The 19,298-nt window shown below is 35.9% G+C and carries 14 protein-coding genes; 11 read left to right on the forward strand and 3 right to left on the reverse strand.

Going from position 1 to position 19,298, the window contains the following annotated elements:
• Nucleotides 1-213 precede the first annotated feature (213 nt).
• Entirely contained in the window at nt 214-897 is a 684-nt protein-coding gene (locus HNQ00_RS13990) for a response regulator transcription factor (protein WP_026708843.1), read from the forward strand.
• Nucleotides 898-931: 34 nt separating this feature from the next.
• Nucleotides 932-1,990, forward strand: a complete 1,059-nt coding sequence (locus HNQ00_RS13995) for a sensor histidine kinase (RefSeq protein ID WP_173839120.1) — start codon at nt 932-934, stop codon at nt 1,988-1,990.
• A 55-nt stretch (nt 1,991-2,045) separates the two neighbouring features.
• On the opposite strand, the gene HNQ00_RS14000 is transcribed toward HNQ00_RS13995, so the two are convergent.
• The 3 genes from HNQ00_RS14000 to HNQ00_RS14010 are packed head-to-tail and all read right to left on the reverse strand — an operon-like array spanning nt 2,046 to nt 4,322.
• Nucleotides 2,046-3,008 (reverse strand): sodium-dependent bicarbonate transport family permease, encoded by a 963-nt coding sequence (locus tag HNQ00_RS14000; protein ID WP_173839121.1) that lies wholly within the window; start codon nt 3,006-3,008, stop codon nt 2,046-2,048.
• Nucleotides 3,009-3,029: 21 nt separating this feature from the next.
• A complete protein-coding gene (locus HNQ00_RS14005) occupies nt 3,030-3,989 on the reverse strand; it encodes an L-threonylcarbamoyladenylate synthase (RefSeq protein ID WP_173839122.1) in 960 nt (319 codons plus the stop codon).
• Nucleotides 3,990-4,019: 30 nt separating this feature from the next.
• The gene (locus HNQ00_RS14010) at nt 4,020-4,322 is read right to left on the reverse strand and encodes a hypothetical protein (protein WP_173839123.1); all 303 of its coding nucleotides are present in this window, start codon (nt 4,320-4,322) and stop codon (nt 4,020-4,022) included.
• A gap of 88 nt (nt 4,323-4,410) precedes the next feature.
• On the opposite strand from HNQ00_RS14010, the gene HNQ00_RS14015 reads away from it, so the two are divergent.
• The 9 genes from HNQ00_RS14015 to HNQ00_RS14055 all read left to right on the forward strand — a co-directional run.
• Nucleotides 4,411-5,349: a LysR substrate-binding domain-containing protein gene (locus HNQ00_RS14015; protein ID WP_173839124.1), complete on the forward strand. Its 939-nt coding sequence runs from the start codon at nt 4,411-4,413 to the stop codon at nt 5,347-5,349.
• Nucleotides 5,350-5,559: 210 nt separating this feature from the next.
• Nucleotides 5,560-6,855 carry a porin gene (locus tag HNQ00_RS14020; protein ID WP_173839125.1) on the forward strand — a complete coding sequence of 432 codons (1,296 nt, stop codon included), beginning with the start codon at nt 5,560-5,562 and terminating at the stop codon, nt 6,853-6,855.
• Between the two features lie 262 nt (nt 6,856-7,117).
• Entirely contained in the window at nt 7,118-8,335 is a 1,218-nt protein-coding gene (locus tag HNQ00_RS14025; protein WP_173839126.1) for a porin family protein, read from the forward strand.
• 144 nt (nt 8,336-8,479) lie between these two features.
• On the forward strand, nt 8,480-9,343 hold the full coding sequence (locus HNQ00_RS14030) for a PstS family phosphate ABC transporter substrate-binding protein (protein WP_173839127.1): 864 nt from the start codon (nt 8,480-8,482) through the stop codon (nt 9,341-9,343).
• A 198-nt stretch (nt 9,344-9,541) separates the two neighbouring features.
• Nucleotides 9,542-10,750 carry a phosphate ABC transporter permease subunit PstC gene (gene pstC / locus HNQ00_RS14035; RefSeq protein ID WP_254598533.1) on the forward strand — a complete coding sequence of 403 codons (1,209 nt, stop codon included), beginning with the start codon at nt 9,542-9,544 and terminating at the stop codon, nt 10,748-10,750.
• A gap of 1 nt (nt 10,751) precedes the next feature.
• Nucleotides 10,752-11,630, forward strand: coding sequence for a phosphate ABC transporter permease PstA (gene pstA / locus HNQ00_RS14040; protein WP_173839128.1), 879 nt, complete (start codon nt 10,752-10,754; stop codon nt 11,628-11,630).
• A gap of 103 nt (nt 11,631-11,733) precedes the next feature.
• Nucleotides 11,734-12,486, forward strand: coding sequence for a phosphate ABC transporter ATP-binding protein PstB (gene pstB / locus HNQ00_RS14045; RefSeq protein WP_173839129.1), 753 nt, complete (start codon nt 11,734-11,736; stop codon nt 12,484-12,486).
• Nucleotides 12,487-12,544: 58 nt separating this feature from the next.
• Nucleotides 12,545-13,213, forward strand: coding sequence for a phosphate signaling complex protein PhoU (gene phoU, locus HNQ00_RS14050; protein WP_173839130.1), 669 nt, complete (start codon nt 12,545-12,547; stop codon nt 13,211-13,213).
• Nucleotides 13,214-13,578: 365 nt separating this feature from the next.
• The coding region (locus HNQ00_RS14055; RefSeq protein WP_173839131.1) for a DUF11 domain-containing protein at nt 13,579-19,298 on the forward strand (5,720 nt) is incomplete at its 3' end.

Raw genomic sequence — 19,298 nt, forward strand, 5'->3', positions numbered from 1 at the left:
TAATTTTTTGCAAAGTAAGGGCGGTGTTGTAAAGTTTGTGTTACTGAGGTATTACCATTTTGTGTTTTAAACATTAACAAAATGTTACCATATTAAATTACGGTGACCGCTGTTTTTTTGCAATCTAAATAGTACTATATTTACATTCGAATTTAACTCCATCGGAAAGCAATTGCGACTACAACTGATGCGAAAAACACTATTTTGCAAGAAATGAAAAAGAAACACACTAAAATCTTACTTGTTGACGATGAGCCAGATATCTTAGAAATCGTAGGATACAACTTAAATCAAGAAGGCTACCAAATTTTTACTGCCACTAACGGTAAAGAAGCTATTGCCAAAGCCAAAAAAGAATTGCCAGATCTTATTATCATGGATGTCATGATGCCAGAAATGGACGGAATGGAAGCTTGCGAAAATATTAGAAAAATTCCAGAACTAGCTAATGTTATCATAACATTTCTTACCGCTAGAAGCGAAGATTACTCACAAGTTGCTGGTTTTGATGCTGGAGCAGATGACTATATCACTAAGCCTATCAAGCCAAAATTATTAGTTAGCAAGGTGAAAGCGTTGTTGAGAAGATTGAAAGAGCAAGAGCAAAACAGTGAAACACTTAACGTAGGCGGGATCGAAATCAATAGAGAGGAATATAAAATTGTTCAAGATGGTGTAGAGATTGCATTGCCTAGAAAAGAATTTGAATTGTTCTACTTACTCGCATCTAAGCCAGGAAAAGTATTTAAACGCGATGAGATTCTAGATAAAGTGTGGGGTAACGAAGTGGTTGTAGGCGGAAGAACTATTGATGTACACATTAGAAAATTACGTGAAAAAATAGGTGAAGACCTTTTTAAAACAATTAAAGGAGTAGGCTATAAGTTTGAAGTCTAATACCACTCGACCTACTGTTAACAAATTGCCATAAATGAAATTAAATTTTAAAAAAACATACAAGTTTGCTGTAAAATCGGCATTATATATAAGTGTGTTTTCTACCTTATTTGTCGTATTGCTTACAACTACAGTTTTTAATTATACACCTCAAAAACTTTTGGTCTTTGGGGTTGTTTTTATTTTTACCATTTACCTATTTTCATTTATAGTCATACAGTACAGGGTAGAACATTTTATTTATCGAAGGGTAAAAAAAATATACGATGATGTCTCGCTTTTAGAGTCCAGTACGTTTATAAATCAGCCAATAACTACTGATATGGAAACACTAACTAGAGAGGTAAAGAAATTTGCTACCGATAAAAAGTTAGAGATAGAAATGCTACAAGTACGTGAAGAATATAGACGTGAATTTTTAGGAAACGTTTCTCACGAATTAAAAACACCTTTGTTTACTGTGCAGGGATACATTTCTACCTTGCTAGATGGTGCAATGGATGATAAGGCTATTCGAAAAAAATACTTAAAACGTGCCGAAAAAGGAGTAGAACGTCTTATTTATATCGTCGAAGATTTAGATATGATTACTAAGCTCGAAGTGGGTGACTTAAATTTAGAATATTCCAATTTTGATATTGTTGAATTAATTCAAAATGTGTTTGATTTACTCGAAATGAAAGCGGATAAAAAGAAGATCACTTTAGCATTTGAAAATTACCATATCCAACCCAATTATGTTCATGCTGATAAAGACAGAATCCAGCAAATTATCGAAAACCTCATTGTAAATTCGATAAAATATGGAAAACCAAAGGGAACTACAGAAGTAGCTGTTGTCAATTTAACTAAGGAAAAAGTACTCATTAGAATAAGCGATAACGGAGAAGGGATAGAAAAGCAAAACATCCCCAGACTTTTTGAACGTTTCTATCGCGTGAATAAAAGTGGATCACGATCTGAAGGTGGTTCTGGTTTAGGTTTGGCTATCGTAAAACATATCATTGAAGCTCATAAAGAAAAAATATATGTCGAAAGCGAATTTGGAGTGGGTTCTGAATTCTCTTTCACACTCGAGAAAGAAGTTGTTTAAGTACAAGTTATAAAAGGTTGTTTCTAGATACAGAAACAACCTTTTTTTTATAGTCTTAACTACACAAAATCACTGACATGTAAATAGGCATCCCAAAAGTGATATTAAATGGAAAGGTAATGGCTAGTGCCATGGGTAAAAAAATACCGGGATTGGCTTTGGGCACTGCGATTTTCATGGCTGCAGGCACAGCAATATAGGAAGCGCTTGCTGCTAAGATTGCAAAGATAAATCGGTTTCCTATGTCGTCTGTGATGAGGTGGGAAATGTAAGCTACAATGATGCCGTTTACTAGCGGTATAATGATCGCAAAAACAAAGCTAAACCAACCGCTTTTAAAAAAATCATTCAGTTTTTGACCACTTACAATTCCCATGTCTAATAGAAATATGGCTAAAAATCCTTTGAACATATCAGTAGTAAATGGTTTAATTCCTAAGGCTTGCTGGTCGCTAGCTAGTAAACCTATAATTAAGCTCCCTGTGATTAATAGCACACTGCCATTAGTGAAGGAATGTTTAATTAGCGAACTCATTTTACTGTTGTTTGACTCGTTTTTATTGTACAGTCGTATCAAGATGACACCTACAATAATTGCGGGAGCTTCCATGAGCGCCATTACAGCCACCATGTGCCCACTAAAACTGTAATTTTGCATTTCTAGAAATGTGATTGCTGTCACAAATGTCACTGCACTAACTGATCCATAAGCGGCGGCAATGGCGCCTGAGTTCTCAATGCTAAAATGTTTTTTAAGGATAAAGAAACTGTAGAACGGGATAATCACCGCAATAAAAATGCCAAATAAAACAGACCAAATTATGTCTATCGTAAAATCACTGTGAGCTAATTCTTGGCCTCCCTTAAACCCGATGGAGAAAAGCAGATACAGCGAGATGAACTTTGATGAATTTTTGGGGATTTCTAAATCGCTTTTTAATCGAACAGCGATAATGCCCAGTAAGAAAAATAATAATGCAGGATTGGTAATGTTTTCAAGTAATAGGTCAAAGTTCATTTTGAGTTTTTTAAAATAGATTTACTTTTTTGTAGCGCGTGCGAGTCGGTCGTTAATCGTTCTTCCTAAATGCTGTTCTGGAAATCGCTCTGCGATGATTATATCTAGTTGTAGCTGATCCAATTCGTGCAAGGCATCGTATAAACACGCTGCAGCTTCCGCCAAATCACCCTTGGCTGACAAAACCTTTTGGGCAACTATCGACTCATGTTCAAATCGATTTTTGAAGCTTAGTAAGCCTATTCTCTTAGTTGTATTTGCATGTATGCTTTCTAAGATAGTATCACTTTGTATCGTTGTCGTTTTTGGTGCATAATGTTTTGATAGCATTCCGGGTGCTGCGGGTGTAGCTTCACATTGTGTCTTTATTTTTAGAGGACCTATTACTTTTTCGATAGCTTCAATGGGTATAGAACCCATTCGATACAAAACCGCCACGTCATTTTCAAAACCTATGATTGTCGATTCGATACCGTTACTGCATTCGCCACCTTCTAAAATGGGTAGTGGTGTATGCTCAAAATAGTTGGCTACATGTGTTGCTTTTGTTGGACTAATAGAACTAAAGGGGTTTGCACTAGGAGCGGCCAGCGGAAAATCTAACTGTTGCAATAGTTCTAGTGCCACGGGATGGTTAGGTACGCGCACCGCTACAGTATCTTTTCCGGCAGTTACCAAGTCTAGAATGTGGGTCTGCTTTTTTAAAACTAAGGTTAGTGGTCCAGGCCAAAAAGTATTTGCTAGTAATTGTGCTTGTGGAGGAATGTGAGCGGCAACGAGATCAAGATCTGTAGCCGACTTAATATGCACGATAAGCGGATTAAAAAAAGGTCTCTGTTTTAATTCAAAAATCTTCTTTAATACGACTTGGTCATAAGCATTTCCTGCAAGTCCGTAGACAGTTTCTGTTGGGATTGCCGCAATATCACTTTGTTTTAATATTTCAGCAATATCTAGAATTGAAGAGCTAATGAATGCCATTATGTTAGTTTATTTAAATTGGTAGCTATATTACTCGTTTATTGCAGCCTCTTCAACGGGTACAAGGCTTATTTGTATGTTGCCTTCAATTTTAAACTGCATGTTGGCTGTTGTTTCAACCATGTCTGTGATTTTCTTAGCGGCTTCGTTCAAAGCGGTTACACGCTGCTTAGAATGTGCTGGTTTTTGACTGAAGCGCACTTCGTTACTAAAATGCTCTAATTGATGAAAGTTGATTTTACTATTGATTAATCCTAGTAAGATTTGTTTTGCCTCTGCTGCTGCAAATTCTCCTTCAACTAATTGAAACGTAAATTCTTCTGCTGTTTTCATGATTATGTGGTTTAATTTGCTGCAAATGTAAAACGGCTAATCCATTTGTTTTTATTTATATTTGTAATGAAATCCATAAAATATTTTTATGAACTATACTTTGCATCAATTGTATGTTTTTTTAAAGGTGGCTCAAAACAAGAGCATTACTAAGGCTGCTGTAGAGCTGCATCTCACGCAACCAGCGGTTTCTATCCAACTACGTAATTTTCAAGATCAGTTTGAATTCCCTTTGACCGAGGTTATAGGTAGAAAATTGTACATCACTGATTTTGGTCAGGAGATTGCTGTAGCTGCAGAGAAAGTATTGAACGAGGTTGAAGCAATTAATTATAAAACCCTTGCTTATAAAGGAGAGCTAAGTGGGCGTTTAAAAATATCTATTGTTTCTACGGGAAAATATGTAATGCCGTATTTTCTCGCCGACTTTCTAAAATTGCATCCTGGTGTCGATTTGATTTTAGATGTAACCAATAAAAAACAAGTTCTAGAAAGCTTAGAGCATAACGAGGTCGATTTTTCTCTTGTTTCTGTTTTACCTGATGCATTGCAAATTGATAAAGTAGAGTTGTTGCCTAATGCATTATACATGATGGTAAACGCGAGTCAAACTTTCGATAAAAAAAAATATGATGTTGGTATATTAGAAGAACTGGCTGTTATCTACCGTGAGGAAGGATCAGGGACGAGATACATCATGGAAAAATTTATCGAAAATAATAATCTCACTGTTCCTAAAAAGGTTGCACTTACTGGGAATGAAGCTGTAAAGCAGGCAATTTTAGCTGGTTTAGGTTGCTCTATCATGCCGCTGATAGGAGTTAAAAACGAACTTACTAACGGTAGTTTGCAAATTGTTCCGGTAAAAGGATTGCCTATAAAGTCTAACTGGAACTTGATCTGGCTTAAAGGGAAGAAATTTTCGCCTGTTGCCAATGCCTATTTAAAGTTTATTCAAACAGAAAAAGAACGAATCATAGCGCATTCTTTTCAATGGATTGAAGAAAAAAATATAAAAGGGATTTAAATTTTTCTATTCGATAGTGATTCTAAGACCTATTTAGGTTTTTACCAGTCACTGTATTTTATAGTAAAACCATGTTTTTTGTAGGTTATTTTTTGGTATTTTTCGAGTTAAAAAAATGTAAAAATAAAGTTAATTCTTTAATGATTCGCTAACGTTAGCTTAACACTGCAATAGCATCTTTGCCAAAAAAAATAAGATCCTATTGTGGTTATGAAAAAACTTTTATTTGCTTTATTAATTTTAAGTGCGGGAGCACTTCAGGCGCAAGATGGTAACAAAGATGCTATTACAAAAGAAGTTGTTCGAGTATTAGATTCGATCAATAAAGTAAAAGTCGCTGAGGAAAAAGCGAAGCCTAAAAAAGACGGCCAATGGTACGACAAAATTAGTATAAGAGGATATGCCCAAGTACGTTACAATGGGTTGCTGTCTACTAATGATAAAGTTTCTTGTGAGCAATGTGATAAATCATGGGGAACTACAGCAACTACTGACGATGCCAAATCAAACAACGGTTTTTTTATTAGAAGAGCACGTATTGTTTTCTCAGGGCAAATTACGCCTAATGTCTATTTTTATATTCAACCAGATTTAGCTAGTTCTCCAGGATCAGGAGTTAATAATTTTTTGCAATTGCGTGATGCGTATTTTGACTTGTCATTTGATGCAAAAAAGGAATTTAGGCTAAGAATAGGACAGAGTAAAGTGCCTTATGGTTTTGAAAACATGCAGTCAAGCCAAAATCGCTTAACGCTAGATCGTAACGATGCCTTAAATAGTGCGGTGGCAAATGAGCGTGATTTAGGCGCGTTTTTCTATTGGGCTCCTAGTAAAATAAGAGAACGCTTTGCTATGCTTGTCAAAGATGGATATAAAGGTTCAGGTGATTATGGTGTTTTTGCTTTTGGTGCTTATAATGGTCAAACATCAAATAAGTCAGAGGGAAATAGAAATCTACATGTGGTGGCTCGAGTAAGTTATCCATTTGTAATTGGGAGCCAAATTATAGAACCAGGGATTCAGGCGTACACAGGGAAATGGGCTTTTGGAAATGAGATTTCGACTGGAGTAACTGTAGACAATAAGCAAAACACCCTTGATCAACGAGTAGCGGCTTCTTTTATTTTGTATCCAAAACCATTTGGAATTCAAACGGAATATAATATTGGGAAAGGGCCTCGTTATAATAAACTAACAAATACGGTTGATGTATCGTCATTAGAAGGTGGTTATATCACGCTGAATTATAAATGGGATTTACCTAAAAATCAATTATTGTATCCTTTTGCTAAATTTCAATACTATGATGGTGGTAAGAAATTTGAAAAAGATGCTAGAAGTTATGTGGTACGAGATTATGAACTTGGTTTAGAATGGCAACCACTTAAAGCGTTTGAACTGACAGCTACTTGGGTCATTGCTGACAGAACATTTGAGGATAGCGCATTAAAAAATAATAGACAACAAGGCAATTTATTGCGATTGCAAGCGCAGTTTAATTTTTAAAAATTCGAATATATTATTAATAAAGCTCCAAATGTCACTTAGAGTAATGTTTGGAGTTTTTTTTTTGTCTATAATTTAATGAATTAATCCATATAATTGAGGTGTTACTAAATTACAGTTATTAGTTATTGATCTGTTTAATAGATAGTTAGTCGTTTTTATTGGTCTTAGCTTATTGTTATGTTAACGTTGTCTTAATACGAAAAGCATTTGTTAACATTAATTTTGCACCGCAATAACACAACAATAACAAAAAAATAAAATGAAGAAATTTTTATTAAGTATCGTGCTGCTATTTACGCTAGTAGCATCAGCTCAAGAAAATAAAATTGAAGGAAAAGAAGCGGCTAAAAAAACAGGCTTAGCACCTTATTTAAATTCGAATAAAAAACTGGGTTTTACTGAAAAAGACAGTTTATTTCAAGTTAATATTGGATTTAGAGTTCAAAGTAGAATAGGGTATGGCAAGGAAGGCGGAGAATCTGGAATTGTAGAGGGTGAGATTAGAAGAATGCGATTAAAACTAGATGGGTTTGTTTACAATCCACGTTTTGGATATAAAGTAGAGTTGGGTTTTTCTGCTAGAGATATTGGTACTGTAGTAGTAGGAAATAGCGGTAACGTTATTCTTGACGGGGTTTTGTTTTATAAAGCGACACCAAATTTAACGATTGGGTTTGGTCAGACTAAATTGCCTGGAAATAACCAACGTGTGATTTCGTCCAACTCATTAGAACTAACAGATCGAAGCATTAACAACTCTAAGTTTAATATCGATCGTGATTTTGGTTTATTTTTAGACTATTCAAAACAAAACCCAAATCATTTCTCATACGCATTAAAAGGAGCAATTTCTAAAGGAGAAGGTAGAAACTGGGTGAAAACTAAAGATGACGGAATTGCATTGACTGGAAAGGTTGAGTTATTTCCTTTAGGTTCGTTTACTAAAAACGGATCAAATTTTGAAGCCGACTTGATGAGAGAGAAAACTTTAAAGTGGATGGTTTCAGGAGCTTTTAGTCAAAATAACAATGCTTTGCGTTCACAAGGACAGTTGGGAAGTAGCTTGTATGAATCACGTACTTTACAGTCCTTGTTTTTTGATACGATGTTTAAATACAAAGGATGGGCGGCAACCGGAGCGTATATGTCAAGAATGGCTGACGATCCCATAACTATTAGTGCAGCAGATCCTACTAAAACGCAAGCGGTTTTTGTGGGGTATGGATATGACGCACAGTTGAGTTATTTGTTTCCTTCAAACTACCAACTTATAGGAAGATTTTCTACGCAAAAGGTAGCTAAAGATATTGAAACAATTAGTCCTAATACAAAGGAGTATACGGTAGGATTGTCTAAATATATCTTTGGTCACAAAATAAAACTTCAAGGTGAATTTACATACGATAACATAAAAGATTATGTGGGTACAACTAGTAATAACTGGTATGCTCGTTTTCAGGTCGAAATAGGTATTTAATTCCGGCGGCTTAGTGTTAAGAACATGTGAGATTTAATGAATTAGTAAAAATTGTATAATAGTAGCTTAACGCAGGCTTAACATTGCGGCAGTACTTTTGTAAAAAATAAGGATAATAAATAACAAAAAAATAAAATGAATAAGATGAACAAAACTAAATTGTTTTTAATGTTGCCATTAATTGGTATGTTAAGTTGTGGTAAAGCAAAGACAGAAGATAAAGGAAATGAGACTTCGTCAGCAGCTGTTTCTGTGACTATCAAAGGAAGTGATACAGTTTTGCCATTGGCACAAAAAGAGGCTGAAGATTTAATGAAAGCCAACAAAGATGTAAGTGTTACTGTTGTAGGAGGTGGATCAGGTGTAGGGCTAACAGCTTTAATTGATGGTACTACTGATATTGCAATGGCGTCAAGAGATATGAAAACAGAGGAAAAATTAAAATTCTCTGAAATGAAAAAAGAAATCGAAGAGGTTATTATTGCTTATGATGCCTTAACTGTGATTGTTAATCCAGCTAATAAAGTTTCTAAATTAACTCGTGAGCAATTAGAGAAAATCTTCACAGGACAAATTACAAACTGGAAAGAAGTAGGTGGAGAAGATGCTAAAATTGTAGCTTATTCAAGAGAATCTTCTTCTGGGACTTATGAGTTTTTTAAAGATGAGGTTTTAGACAAGAAAAACTATGCATCAAATATCTTGAGTTTACCTGCAACTGGAGCAATTGTTCAAGCAGTGGGACAAACTAAAGGAGCTATTGGATACATTGGGCTAGCTTATGAAACTAAAGAAGTTAAGCAATTAGCAGTTTCTTATGATCAAGGAAAAACGTTTATCGAGCCTTCTGTAGCAAGTGCTAAGGATAAAACATACCCAATTTCAAGACCATTATTCTACATGTTTGATAAAACAAATGCTGCTAAAGTAAAAACTATTGTTGATTTTGCTTTGTCAGATGAAGGACAAAAAATCGTTTCAGAAATAGGATACGTTCCATTGAAATAAATAATAAAAGGTTACTATTATATTCTAAAAAGGCTGTCTCTAGAGACAGCCTTTTTTTGTGGTAGGAAAGTAAAGTAATGCTTGCTTAGTGCTAGTAAACTCGCCTTTTCTTTACACTAAGTTAACATAAGGATAACCCTAGATGAACATTGAGGGACGATTGCTACCGTAATTTTGCTAAAAATAAAAGACACTGATTTGAAAACAAATTTTAAACAGATTAAGGAAAAAATTATCGAAACTATTTTGATGCTAAGTGGTGCAGCTACTAGTATTACTGTTGTTTTAATTGTATTTTTTCTGTTCGTTGAGGGTGCGGGAGTATTTAGTAAAAAACCAATAGATGATGGTTTTTTATTAGCTGTTTCTGCTGAAAACACGGTACAAAAATTACAGCCTTCCCAAATTAAAGATATTTATGATCAAAAGATCACTAACTGGAAAGAATTAGGCGGGAAGGATCAGGCAATCGTTTTGTTTAGAGCAGGCGATATTACAGATTATTATACTGAAGAAGAACTAGGTAAGAACTTTGAGTTTTTCCCAGATAAAATTAATGAGTTAGTTGCTAAGACACCTGGTATAATTGCTTTTTTCTCTGATAAGTATAAAGCAAAAGATTTTAAAGGAAGAGAACTTGATATTGATAAAATAAAAGTCTCAGAATTTTTAGCTGGTGAGGAGTGGTTTCCTACCGCACAGCCTATTGCTCAAATGGGAGTGAAGCCTTTAATTTATGGTACGCTATGGGTTAGTTTTGGTGCTATTTTATTGGCATTGCCTATAGGGTTAGCAGCGGCAATTTACTTAAGCGAAATCGCAAAAAAACGTACAAGAAGTATCTTGAAACCTATAATTGAATTATTAGCAGGAATACCGTCTGTGGTGTATGGGTTCTTTGGGTTGGTAATTATAGTACCGCTAATACAAAGTACGTTTAACTTGCCTGTAGGAGAAACAGGGTTAGCAGGAAGTGTCGTGTTAGCAATTATGGCATTACCTACAATTATTACTATCTCTGAGGATGCGATGCGCAATACGCCGCGTGCAATGAAGGAAGCGAGTTTAGCACTTGGTGCAAGTCAATGGCAAACCATTTATAAAGTAGTAATGCCTTATTCTGCATCAGGAATTACGGCTGGTGCGATATTAGGAATTGGTAGAGCAATAGGGGAAACTATGGCTGTGTTAATGGTAACGGGTAATGCTGCGGTAATTCCTACCACACTGCTAGAGCCTATTCGTACTATTCCAGCAACAATTGCAGCCGAATTAGGTGAAGCGCCTAATGGAGGATTACATTACGAAGCGTTATTTGCTTTAGGATGTATTTTATTCCTGATTACGTTTGTAATAAACATGCTTGTTGAGGTAATTACTAATAGAAAATCGCATAAAAAACATTAATATGAGTGCAGAAATTAAATTAGCAAAAAAGAAAAGAAGAAGTCAGAAAATTGCTTTTGGTATCTTTACACTAACGAGTTATGCTATAGTAGCACTGCTATTTATAATACTTGCTTTTATCGTAGTAAAAGGAATAGGTGTTATTAGTTGGGAATTTATCTCAGAAATGCCTAAAAACGGAATGACAGAAGGTGGGATTTTTCCAGCCATCGTAGGTACGCTTTGCTTGGTGCTGGTAAGTATGGTATTTGCATTTCCAGTAGGAGTGCTAGCAGCAATATACATGAATGAATATGTAAAAGACGGAATTATAAAAAAGATTATTAAGCAAATGACAAATAACTTAGCGGGAGTGCCTTCTATTGTTTTTGGATTATTTGGTATGTCTTTATTTGTAAATAAAATGGGTTTTGGAGATTCTATAATCGCCGGAGGATTGACATTAGGTTTACTAGTTTTACCTATTGTGATTAGAACTACTGAGGAGTCTTTAAAAGCGGTAGATGACACTTTTAGACAAGCAAGTTTAGGATTAGGAGCTAGTAAGTGGGAAACAACAAGCAAGGTCGTTTTTCCTATAGCTTTTCCTAATGTGATAACGGGCTTGATTCTTTCTATAGGAAGAGTATCAGGAGAAACAGCACCAATTTTATTCACGGTTGCTGCTTATTTTTTACCCAAGTTGCCTACATCAATCTTTGATCAAGCAATGGCGCTGCCTTATCACTTATATGTGATTTCAACAAGTGGTACAAACATAGAAGCATCTAGAGCAATGGCTTATGGTACAGCACTGGTATTGATAATCATTGTTTTGATTTCGAACTTACTAGCTAATGCGCTTCGTAAATATTACGCTAAGAAAGTGAAAATGAACTAGTACTTTATTAGTTCGTTGCCATCAAATTTGTAAAGAGTAAAAACATTTTAGTTGCTATAGCCAAATATATCAGCTAATTTTAAATAAAATTAAAGAGAATAACATGCTTAAAATAGAATCAAAAAACGTCAATTTTAATTACGGTGACTTTCAAGCGCTTCACGATATTTCAATTTCGATGAAAGAAAATACGGTTACCGCATTAATTGGTCCTTCTGGTTGTGGTAAGTCAACTTACCTTCGTTTGTTAAATAGAATGAATGATTTGATTGACAATACACACATGAACGGAACCATTTTAATTGATGGTCAAGATATTTATGATAAAAATACGAATGTAGATAGTTTGCGTAAAAATGTAGGGATGGTATTTCAAAAACCAAATCCTTTTCCTAAAACTATTTTCGAAAACGTAGCTTACGGATTAAAAGTTAACGGAGTTACAGACAAAAAAGAAATCGAAGAGCGTGTAATCACCTCTATTGAGCAAGTGGCACTGTGGGATGAGGTAAAGGACAAGCTTAAAAAATCAGCATTTGAATTATCTGGAGGGCAGCAACAGCGTCTTTGTATTGCAAGGGCATTGGCGATTCAGCCTTCTATTTTGTTAATGGACGAACCTACATCAGCGTTGGACCCTATTTCAACATCAAAGGTAGAAGAGCTTATTTATGAATTAAAAAACAAGTACACTATTGTGATTGTAACGCACAACATGCAACAAGCAGGTCGCGTAAGTGATAATACCGCTTTCTTTTATATGGGTAAATTGATCGAATATGATAAAACTAAAACGATTTTTACTAAACCTACAATTAAGCAAACAGAAGATTACATAACAGGAAGATTTGGATAAGACATATTTTGATTTCACATCAATTTCATCTAACTTTAATCTTTAAATCGTTTATAAAATGGCATCACACTTAGAAACAGAGCTGGGAAAGCTTAAAAATATTATTATAAAAATTGGAGCTTTGGCTGAATCTCAAGTTCACGAAGCGATCAAATCACTACTTTCAGAGCCTACATCTGAAACTAAAGAATTAAAGAAAACAGAAAGTAAGATAGATAAATTAGACCTTAAAATCGATGATATTTGTCAGAGCGTTTTTGCGCTACAACAACCTGTTGCCTCTGATCTTAGATTCATTATGTCGGCAATGCAAATTAGTAACGAAATAGAACGTATAGGTGATTTGTCTATTAGTATCGTTAAGTTGACTAAGAGTATTAAGGAAAAGCACGAATTGATTAGTAGATTTCAAATTGAAGCGATCGCTCGCGAGGTAGAGCAAATTACCACTATAACTAATCAATGTTTTGAGAATTTAGATGAGCCTCTTATTGAGACTATCTTTAAATTAAAGACTTCTATTAAAGATAGAAGCAGTGACGCCACAGATAATATTGTTGTTGAAATGAAAAATCATTCTAAGACTGTTGTTTCAGGAACTCACCTTATCTTGGCACTGAAGCACCTTGATCGCATCTCTGATCATTGTACTAATATAGCAGAATCTGTGTATTTCATGATTAACGCCAAGACAATTAAGCACGAAAAATTTACTGATAAAAAGTAATTATTTTTTTAAAATATTTTATGATAACCCTTTCACTACATTAGTGGGAGGGTTTTTTTATTATGGGAAATACAATTTGCACATGAGTTATTTATAAAAATATTATGTTAAATACTTTAATTTTGCTAAGATAGTAAAAGTTAAATTTGTCTTGGTGATCTAAAGTAGTTGAGATTCAATTCAGCATGAAATTACATCATAAATTACTGATGTGGTGAATTTTCGAGTATTTGGGGAAGATTTCTTTAATTTATTCTTGTAACAATATGATTGTTAAAAAAAATACATATTTTTACACAATAAAATTGTAATTCGTTAATTGTTATCTTTTAATTAACGAATGTTTCAAAATTCAAATGTAGCTTATGAAGAACTCTACTTTATTTCAGAAAACTTTATTTTTCTTTACACTCCTTTTTTCGACTCTATCCTTTTCTCAAAACACAGCCATAAGTATAGGTGGAGAGAACTTACTTCTTAATGGAGGTAGTCTTACAACTAATACCGGTTTGAGTGGATTAGCTCAGGGTTCGGTGTGGCGTTATAATAACGTCATAACTAAGGATGGAGTTACTATTTACGCATTGTTAACAATTGTTAAAATCGAGAGTGCATCATTATCCAATATTGATAATGATGGCGAAAACCCAAATTCATTTCAACCTATTGTAAGTTCGTTGGGTGCAGGTGGATTTGTCGAATTTAGGTTGAACTTTTACAACGCTGCTACAAATGCGCCTGCCTATGTGTATGATTATAAAATGATCGCTTCTGATATCGATGGTAATGTTCCTGTAGGTGGCGTTGATCGTAGAGAATTTTATCGTTTGAAAGGATATACGAGTTATACTTTAAATGATCCAACAGTAATGACAATTTCTCAAGTAGGTGATTATACGCAGTTTCTAGGTCAGTCCACTTCTATCCCAGGAATAGGTTTTGAAGACAGTTCATCTTTCATTGCGTCTTTTGATGTCCCAAAAACTTCAATTGATTTTATTATGGGATCAACAGGGACACATCCTGATAGATTGTTTGGAATGCGACTAGGAGAGCCAGATACAGAGGTGTATACTAATCCTGTAACCACAAATAATCCAAGTATAATTGAGACTTCAAATTTAAGTATTGAAAAGACAGTCAATAATTCTAGTCCTATTTTTGATACAAATATAACTTTTACGTTAAAAGCTAAAAATTCAGGAGCAACTGCAGCCATAAACGTAATTGTTAATGATCTTTTGCCATCTGGATATACTTATGTTAGTAATACTAATCCAACTAAAGGGACTTTTTCAAATTCTGTATGGAATATAGGATCACTTGCGGTAAATGGTGAGGCAACAATCGATATAACCGTAAAGGTTAATAATACAGGAAGCTATACTAACATTGCCGGTATTTCAGGAGATGAAGCTGATCCAGACGTGACTAATAATAGTAGTACTTCAAGTACTAATCCACAAGTAGACAGTGATGGTGACGGCGTAGGGGATAATGATGATTTAGACGATGATAATGATGGGATTTTGGATACAGATGAATGTATATTTACTGATAAGCAGGCTACTAGAGTAGGAAGCGGTAATATTAACAACCCTCAAACATATCAGTTTGTAGCAACACCTGCAACAACTGTTACTATTAGTACAGATACAGGTGAATTTTTAAGCGGTGCATTCAGTAGGTTCGGGTTTAATGAAACTACTACTGGTAACGGTACTTATACTATAACTTTTGGAGATGAAGTTTCTAATATAAATTTATTACCAGACAGTGTTGGAACAACTTCTTCTGGTAATCTTAATACAGCAACAGCTGGAATAGATTTTGAAGGACAAGCTCTTTTTGGGAATTTTTCGGCCACTTTAACAGACGGGACAGTTATGTCTAATCTTGCGGTATCAATATCAGTATTCATTGGCGGAAATCCCGAACTAGTAGGGCAAACAGTTATAGGTGGAAAAACATATATAACAGATCTAACGGCGAATACCACCCAAGCCAGCGGTACAATTTCTTTTCCTTCATTAATAGGCAAAAATGTAAAAAGTTTAACATTTGATAGTATTGGAGATGGAATAGGTCCAGTGTTATGGTTAGGTATAAAAGCTTCAAGATGTTTAGACACAGATAAAGATGGTAATCCGGATTATCTCGATTTAGATTCAGACAATGATGGTTGTTCAGATTCGAATGAATATTACAATAATACCACTTCTGCAGCAACAGGTCAGCAATTTGGACAGACTGGTGGTGCTGTTGCACCTATCAAAACTGATGGTACGGTGAATTTAGTAGCTGCTACATATACTAGTACAACTGCTGCTAATGTAAAAGAAGCTACTAAAGTTGAGGTTACAACACAGCCGAGTAATAAAGCAGTTTTAGCGGGAGCTAATACAACTTTTACGGTTGCGGGAGCTACCAAAAGTACAACGACATTTACAGGCGTAACAGCTAGTAGATTGCCAGATTATTCAAGTGCGACAGCTTCAACAACTGGAATGGTATATCAATGGCAAGTTGATACAGGTTCTGGGTTTACAAATATTACTAACGGGGGAGTATATAGTGGCGCAACGACTGGAACACTTACTATTACAGGTGCTACAGCGGCAATGAATGGTTATAAATACCAAGCTCTAGTAAGTAATCCTAAAAATGTTTGTGCGAGTGTAACGTCGAGCGCTGCAACGTTATGTATAATTCCGACCATTACTACTGCCACTTCGGCAGCAGCAGTTTGTTATAATGCTGCGGCGCAAAATACTACATTGAGCTATAGTGCAACTACAAGTTCACCAGTTTCTTATAGTATTAGTTGGAATGGATCTCCAACTAATAGTTTTGTTGCAGTCACAGATGCAGCTATGCCTAGTAGTAGCCCATTTACAATTGCTGTACCTGCAGGAACAACTGCGGGAACATATACAGGAACAATTACAGTTAAAAATGCAGCAGGTTGTACAAGTGCAGGTACTAATTTTACAGTAGTTGTAGATCCAGCCACAGTTGGCGGTACCGTTGGCACTAGTACATCTGTTTGTACGGGGACAAATAGTACAACTTTAACTTTAAGTGGTCATACAGGTAATGTGGTACGTTGGGAATCATCTTTAGATAATTTTGCAACTGCAGGAACTACGATTGCTAACACCACTATAAGCTTAACGGCAACAAATCTAAGCGCAACGACTTCGTATCGAGCCGTAGTAAAAAGCGGCAGTTGTCTTTCGGCCAATGCAATTGCAGCAACAATAACTGTAAATGCATTACCATTTGTTCCAACATTTTCTGGAGCAACTGCAGTATGTTATAGTACAAGTGCTCAAAACACATCTTTGGGTTATGGTACAACATCATCTGGTAGTCCAACAACTTATAGTATCTCATGGAATGCATCTCCAACCAACAGTTTTGTTGCAGTAACAGATGCAGCAATGCCGTCGACTTCGCCTTTTACGATAGCGATTCCGGCAGGAGCAGCTGCGGGTCTCTACACAGGAACGATATCAGTAAAGAATGCAAATGGCTGTGTAAGTGCAAATAGAACTTTTACAGTGAGAGTAAATGACTTACCAACAATTACAACTAGTACAGCAACAACGGCTGTATGTTATAGCGGAAGTGCACAAACTACGTCTTTAAGTTATAGTGCAACAACAGGTACTCCTACTACATATAGTATCACTTGGGCTAGCACTCCAGCAAATAGTTTTGCTACGGTTACAAACGCAACTTTGCCTACAAGTCCTATTTCGATAACGGTGCCTAGCGGTACAGCTGCAGGAACTTATATAGGAACAATTACGGTTAAAAATGCGTCGAATTGTGTAAGTACAGGAACAACTTTTACGGTAACTGTAAATGCAACACCATCCATAATAACAACTGGAGTAGCTAGTCCCGTATGCTATAGCGCGACGGCACAAAATTCTACTTTGGCTTATAGTGCAACCACAGGTAGTCCTTCTACCTATAGCATTGTTTGGAATTCAAATCCAAGTAATAGTTTTGCTGCTGTTACTGATGCGACAATGCCAGCAACTAGCCCTATTGAGATTGCGGTGCCAGCCGGTGCTACAGCAGGAGTTTATGGAGGAACGCTTATATTAAAATCTGCAAATGGTTGTGCAACCAATGGTACTACTTTTACTTTAAAGGTTGATGCTTGTTTGGATACAGATAAAGACGGTATTTTGGATACAGTTGATCTAGATGACGATAATGACGGAATTCTAGATACAGCAGAAAATAGTTGTCAAACTGGAGATAAGATAGTATGGAGTAACACGACTACTGGAAGTTTAAGTAATTCGTTTGTTGCTGGTACTACAACTTCGATTACAGCAACAGTAACCTCTACTGCAACATCGAGTGCTGCTACGGGTCCGTTTTATCTTGACGGTTCTTCAAATCAAAATATAGATATAGGAGCAATGGGAGGTTCAGGTGCTGTAACAGGTAATGTGACTACTATTACTTTTCCAACTTTGGTAACGATTAATGAATTTAATGTAAGAAGTATTTCTGTAGCCAATGGATCAAGTATCATTGCACCAAACTATGATGAAACTCAAATTATAGAATTTTACAACGGTAGTAATAGGGTTTATTTTCAAGGTACTTTATTCAAGGTTAATCCAGGAACCTTTTACAAGCACCCATATTATGTAGGTCTAGATGAAGCTTATGCGGCGCAAGGTCCATATTACAATCCGGTAACAGGAGTCGCCTATCCAGCTGATGTAACTTCTGGGTTAACTAATGCTTTGGAATCTAGCTATACCTTTGTTATTGATACTCCAATTGATAAAATTATTGTGAAACAATCTGCACTAGCAAAACAGGCTAATGTAGGATTAAAAATAACTAATGTTTGTACAGGAGCCTTAGATACAGACAAAGATGGAATTCCGGATTATTTGGATCTTGATTCGGATGGAGACGGTTGTTCAGATGCTAATGAAGCGTACATTTCTAGTACGGCGGATTCTAATGGTGATGGTACTTATGGTGGTGTTGTGGCTGTTTATAATGCAGCCAACCCTACTAATACGGCAGGAGTAAATGCCGGAGGAAAAGTTAATGCAGCCGCGTATCCAGGAACGAATTTAAATGTGAGTACCGCTACTCAGGTTGCCATTGCGATACAACCGACTAGTCAAACTTCGGCCGAATATGCAAATGCTAAGTTTACTGTTGGAGTGAACGCAACTAGTACAACAACGTTTAGTGCGGGTACTCCAGATTATACATTACCAACACCAGGTACCAACGTTAATGGTGCAGCAACATATCAATGGCAAGAAGATGATGGTTCAGGATTCACAAATATTACTAATGGAGGTATTTATAGTGGAGCAACTTCCGCTTCCTTGACTTTAACAGGATTAGTGGCGAGTATGAATGGCTACAAATATCAAGTTATTGTTAAGCACCCAAATAATATATGTACAATTATTACAAGCGATGCTGCAACCCTAACTTTATTAGTTGCCAATAACGATACATTTGGAACAGCTTTAGTTCCACTGGCTTCGGGAGCTAATGGCGTTTCAGCAGGAACAGTTTTAACGAACGACACCTTGAATGGAGTTGTAGTAACCACAGCCAATACTAATGTAACGCCAGTAATAACCGGAAACATTTTAGTAGATGGAGATGGAGCGATTACTATTGCAGCGAACACCCCAACAGGGGTTTATAGTGTACAATACACGATTTGTGAATCAGACGGGACAGATACTAATATAAGTCCAGCGAATTGTACCACAGCAACAGTTACGGTGAATGTAGTAGGGAAGATCGATGCGAAAGACGACAACACTTACGCTACACAAAAACCAAGTACAACAGTAGCCACTACAGTTGGAACGGTTACAGATAATGATTTATTAAATGGAGCACCAGTTACTGCAGCCAATACAGATGTAACGCCAATTGTGACTGGACCATTGAGTATTGATTCAGAAGGGGTGTTGAAATTAGCGCCAAATACGGTATCGGGAACCTACAGTATTGTTTATCAATTATGCGAAGTAGGAGCCAATCCAGCAAATTGTGATTTAGCCACAGCTAC

Origin of the sequence: Flavobacterium aeripolare (genome assembly GCF_013294025.1) — a bacterium.
In the GTDB taxonomy this organism is placed as follows: domain Bacteria; phylum Bacteroidota; class Bacteroidia; order Flavobacteriales; family Flavobacteriaceae; genus Flavobacterium.